Below are 4,628 nucleotides of genomic sequence, written 5' to 3'. Positions count from 1 at the left end.
GTAGAAGGCTTTCTTGATGGGAGTGGTCAAAGTGCAATGTTTTTCGAGCCAAAGGCATTGGATTTTGACTCATATGATAATCTTTATGTAGCTGATTGGGGCAATAACCGAGTAAGGAAAATCACCAGTTCGGGAGATGTTACAACCATTGCAGGCAACGGACAGTGGGACTACTCTGATGGTAATGCGCTGGAGGCAGGTATCTGGGGTCCAATTGGATTGACTGTAGACTCCAACGATAATGTTTATGTTTCGACCTCTCTAAATAGAATCAGAAAAATCACATTGGAGGAAGATTTCCTACTGAGTGGAACGGCCAACCCGAGTGATGGTATTGTGGATATTGTATTACAAGCCGAGGATACCAAAAATGGGGTGAAAGAACAGGCTTTTTCGATTAAAGTGGATATTACGTCTCCAGTATTTAACTCACCAGCCAATTATAAATTGAATGAGAATATTCCTATCACTTCATACGCATACGCAGCTGGTGTTAATGATGAAACTCAAGTAACATTTTCATTAGGAAATGCACATGATGAGTCATTGTTCAATATGAACGGACAGTATACCAATGCAGTTTATTTCAATAAATCCCCTGACTTTGAAAACCCGCATGACTCTGATGGAGACAATGTATACGTGATTGAACTTATAGCAACAGATGAGGCTGAAAATAGCACTAGCCTTTTAGTTAATCTAACAGTCAAAAATTTAAATGAGAACGACCCTATTATTACTAGTGACGGTGGAGGAGAAAGTGCTTCGGTAAGCGTAGAAGAAAACTCCACTTTAATTACAAAGGTTGTTGCAGGCGGAATAGAAGAGGGCTTCGATATTTATTATACCAAGTCTGGTCCCGATTCTTATTATATATTACTTAACAGTACCACTGGTGAATTAACCTTTAGATTAAATCCAGATTTTGAATTCCCTGTTGACAGTAACAAGGACAATGTTTATGAGGTCACAATTACTGCTCAAGAAGGGGATAGAACCGATAGCCAAACTATTTTGATTAATGTAACTGATGCTTTTGAAAGTAAAGCACCAGTTTTTGTGTCAGAGCCTATTATTTCTGTTAATAGTGACCAGTTTTATGAATACTCTATTATTACGGATGATCCAGATAATGACAAAGTTGAGCTTTCATTAGAGTCAGGCCCAGATTGGCTTGAATTAAAGAATGACAAGCTGCAGGTAACTACCTTTGCAGGTTCTGGTCGTGGAAATATTGAAGGTCAAAGACTAGTGGCAGAATTTGATGGGCCTATTGATATAGTCATGGACGCAAATGGTAATTTCTATGTGCTGGAAGAGAATATCAGGAGGGTTAGAAAGATTGGTACAAATGGGGGAGTTACCACACTTGCTGGATCTGGGTCGATTGGTAGTACCAATGGCAATGGAGAAATAGCTTCATTTAGGTCCCCTAATGGGTTGGTCATGGATGACTCGGGTAATCTTTATGTGGCGGATACAGGAAATGGCTTAATTAGAAAAGTTACACCAAGTGGGGAGGTGAGTACTTTTGCCGGCTCAGGTAATAATTCATATGCAGATGGTAATGGTACTTCTGCTTCTTTTGTTTTTCCCTCAGGTATTACTATTGATGATGTTGGGAATATTTATGTAGCTGATCATTTGGATCACCGTATTAGAAAGATTACTCCCTCTGGAGATGTTAGCACTATAGCTGGCTCTGGAAATTATGGTTTCTCGAATGGAATTGGTGTAGAAGCAACTTTTAATGGGCCTATTGATCTTGCAATTGACAGTCATGGGAACATATTCGTTCTGGACCAATATAATTATAGAATCAGAAAAATAACTTCTGAGGGAGTGGTATCTAGCTTTGCTGGATCGGGGCTGTCTAAAATCGAGGATGGAACAGGGGCTCAAGCTTCGTTTAAAGCACTGTCGGGAATAACAATTGATGCCAATAATGTTATTTATGTATCGGATGCACATAGTATAAGGAAAATATCACCTGAGGGCGTGGTTTCTACAATAGCTGGGTCAGAGTATGGGACATTCCTTGACGGTATTGGGACCAATACAAATTTCAGTTCACCGGGGGGCTTAACAGTAGCTCCAGATGGTGCCATTTACGTGGCGGATAGGAATACCCACAGAATTAGAAAAATAGCTCAAACATCAAGTCTATCTGGTATACCTTTGGGTATAACGGGAGATTTTGAAGTGGAATTAAAGGCATCTGATTCAGATGACGGTTCTAATACTCAGTCGTTTACTATTACAGTGATTGATATAATACCACCCGTCTTCACTTCGTCTACTTCATCTACTTTTGTTGAAAATGGAACTGGTATAGCCTATACCATTACAGCAACTGATGCCAATGATGTCACCTATAGCTTAGGTGTGGGTAATGACGAAGGTTTATTTGATTTAGTAGGGGATGCTGTTACGTTTAAAACTATCCCTGACTTCGAAGCTCCAACTGATGGGAATACCGATAATGCTTATGTCGTCAGAGTTAAGGCCAGTGATGGAGTGAATGAGGTAAGCCAATTAGTGACAATATCAGTGACTGACACTGATGAAACACCGGTAATCATATCTACTCCCGTTACCTCAGTTAAGGAATCAATCCAGTATGTATATGGGATTTCAATAGAAAGCCTGAGTAATGTCAGCTATACGCTTGAAGCAGAGACATTACCTGATTGGATGACGCTAATTGGTAAGAATGCTGTAACAAAATATGCAGGTTCTGGTGAAGTTGGTCAGGATAATGGTGCATTACTGAGCGCTACATTTAATATTCCGCTGGGCATAACGAGAGATGAAGACGACAATCTTTATGTGACAGACCTATTCAATCATGTGATAAGAAAAGTTTCTAATTCAGGACATGTAAGCACAATTGCCGGCACTGGTGCTATAGGTTATGTTGATGGTACAGCTTCAGAAGCCACTTTTAATGAACCGAGTAGTATTGTTATAGACAGTCATGGAAATCTATATGTGGCTGATAGAGAGAATCATGCCGTCAGAAAAATCAGTCTTTCAGGTGAGGTAAGTACTTTTGCCGGTAATGGTCAAAGGGGCTATATGGATGGACAGGGTACTTCTGCTCAATTTAGTCGTCCCACAGAATTAGCCATTGATTCAAATGATAACATTTACGTTACGGATCAAAGTAACTACCGAGTGAGAAAGATTAGTCCTGAAGGAGTCGTTTCTACAATAGCAGGCAATGGTGACTCAGGTTATGTAGATGGTGATGGGACTATCGCTCGATTCTCACAACTTACGGGGATTACGGTTGGTTTGAACGGGAACATATATGTTTCAGATTATGATAATCACCGCATTAGGAAGATTAACCCACAAGGCAATGTCTCAACATTAGCAGGGTCTTCCACAAGGTCAGTGATTGATGGCCTTGGTGCAGAGGCTGCATTTTATTCACCATTTGGAATGGCTATTGACGAAAATTTCAATATCTACATTACCGATCAGCGATATGTAAGAAAAATTACTCCAGATGGACAGGTAACCACTATTGCTGGTTCTGATCAAAACGGAAATACTGATGGAGAAGGGTTAAACGCATCCTTTAATGAACCTCATGGTGTTGTTATTGATTCAAAAGGTGATTTATTTATCACAGAAAGTTCTAATAATTTTATCAGAAGAGTATCACTAAAAGACCACACACTGGTTGGTAACCCTCTAAATAAGGTAGGAATTCACAATGTCAGTTTAAAATCAAGAAATTCTAATGGTGAAACAGATGTGCAGTCTTTTTCAGTTGAAGTCTTAGATGCTACTCCTCCTGTATTTACTTCAGCCTCTACAGCTACATTTACAGAAAATGAAATAGGTACAGTCTATACCATTAATGCAACGGATTATAGTTCAATTACTTATGCATTGGGTGCAAGTAACGATGAAGGACTTTTTGATGTGAATGAAACTACTGGAGAAGTAACTTTTAAAGTATCTCCAGATTTTGAAAACCCTCAAGATAGTGATACGAATAATTCATATGTATTAGAAGTATTGGCTATTGATGCTTTAGATAACTCCGCAAACTTCACAGTTACCATTTCAGTAACAAATGCAGATAACGAAGCACCTGTTTTTACTTCAACGCCTGTTACAGAGGTTAATGAAAATGAGCTTTACGAGTATTTTGTTGAGGTGTCTGATCCAGATAAAGACGCTGTAAGTCTAACGTTAGAAGAAGGGCCAGAATGGTTGAATCTTTCAAAAGATAGTAATAATATGGTCTCTACCTTGGCAGGATCAGGAGATAACAGTACTGTTGACGGTATAGGGCAAGAAGCTTCATTTTCATTTCTAACCAGATTAAGTATTGATAACAATGGGGACTTGTATTTAGGAGAACTCGGGTCAAAAACCATAAGAAAGGTATCTCCAAATGGGAATGTAACTACCCTATCTGTTGTGTCTGATGGCACCCGAATAAATGGTACTTTATCAGAGTCATCTTTTGGAGAGCCGAATAAGATTCTTATTGATGATTCAAGTGGAATCAAGTATGTTTTGGACGGATCTATTATAAGAAAAATTGATACCGAAGGGAATGTGAGCGACTTTGCTGGCTCTGGCTTTTTTGGAAATGTAGATGGACA

The 4,628-nt window shown here is 39.1% G+C and carries 1 protein-coding gene; it reads left to right on the top strand.

The annotated features are described in order from the left end of the window. On the top strand, positions 1 to 4,628 hold a 4,628-nt coding region (locus AWW67_RS05160), incomplete at both ends, for an NHL domain-containing protein (RefSeq protein ID WP_062300566.1).

It is taken from the genome of Roseivirga seohaensis (assembly GCF_001592945.1).
GTDB lineage: Bacteria > Bacteroidota > Bacteroidia > Cytophagales > Cyclobacteriaceae > Roseivirga > Roseivirga seohaensis.
The sequence above is the reverse complement of the archived record's forward strand: the minus strand, read 5'-3'. Positions and strand labels throughout refer to the sequence as shown.